At 59.5% G+C, this 499-nt stretch carries 1 protein-coding gene; it reads left to right on the top strand.

Annotated features, from left to right (window positions below; translation table 11 throughout):
* Positions 1-123 precede the first annotated feature (123 nt).
* A complete protein-coding gene (locus B1C78_RS16140; RefSeq protein WP_077280196.1) occupies positions 124-483 on the top strand; it encodes a hypothetical protein in 360 nt (119 codons plus the stop codon).
* Positions 484-499 lie beyond the last annotated feature (16 nt).

Raw genomic sequence — 499 nt, 5'->3', positions numbered from 1 at the left:
ATCCCTCCGTCCCCTTTTCCGAAGATCGAGAAGGAGCTCCAGTCCCCCGTTAGACCTCGTTGCGATTAAGTCCACGATTCTGTACATTATACCTTGGATGGTTCACTATTACGGACCCTATGAATGGCTACAACCCGAACAGCTTCGACGCTGCCGATTCCGGTAAGGCGCGCCCTGCGCAAGCTGGGCGAGGATGTCCGAAACGCAAGACGCCGGCGCCGGATCCCTGTCGCCCTGATGGCTGAGCGGGCGTCGATCAGCCGCACGACCCTGAACAAGGTCGAAAAGGGTGACCCGGGCGTATCCATGGGCACGTATGCAACGGTGCTCTTTGTCCTTGGCCTCGTGGATCGGCTCGCTGGCCTGGTCGACGCTGGCGCCGATCTTGTTGGTCTCGAGCTCGAAGAGGATCGCCTGCCCAAGCGTATTCGTCGTTTGCGCGGGGATCTCGGTGTGTCGTCTGTTCACAAACGCAAGCGTTAGCCCGCATATCTCACCG

The organism is Thioalkalivibrio denitrificans (genome assembly GCF_002000365.1).
Lineage (GTDB): Bacteria > Pseudomonadota > Gammaproteobacteria > Ectothiorhodospirales > Ectothiorhodospiraceae > Thioalkalivibrio_A > Thioalkalivibrio_A denitrificans.
This window is presented reverse-complemented; position numbering and strand designations above follow the sequence as displayed.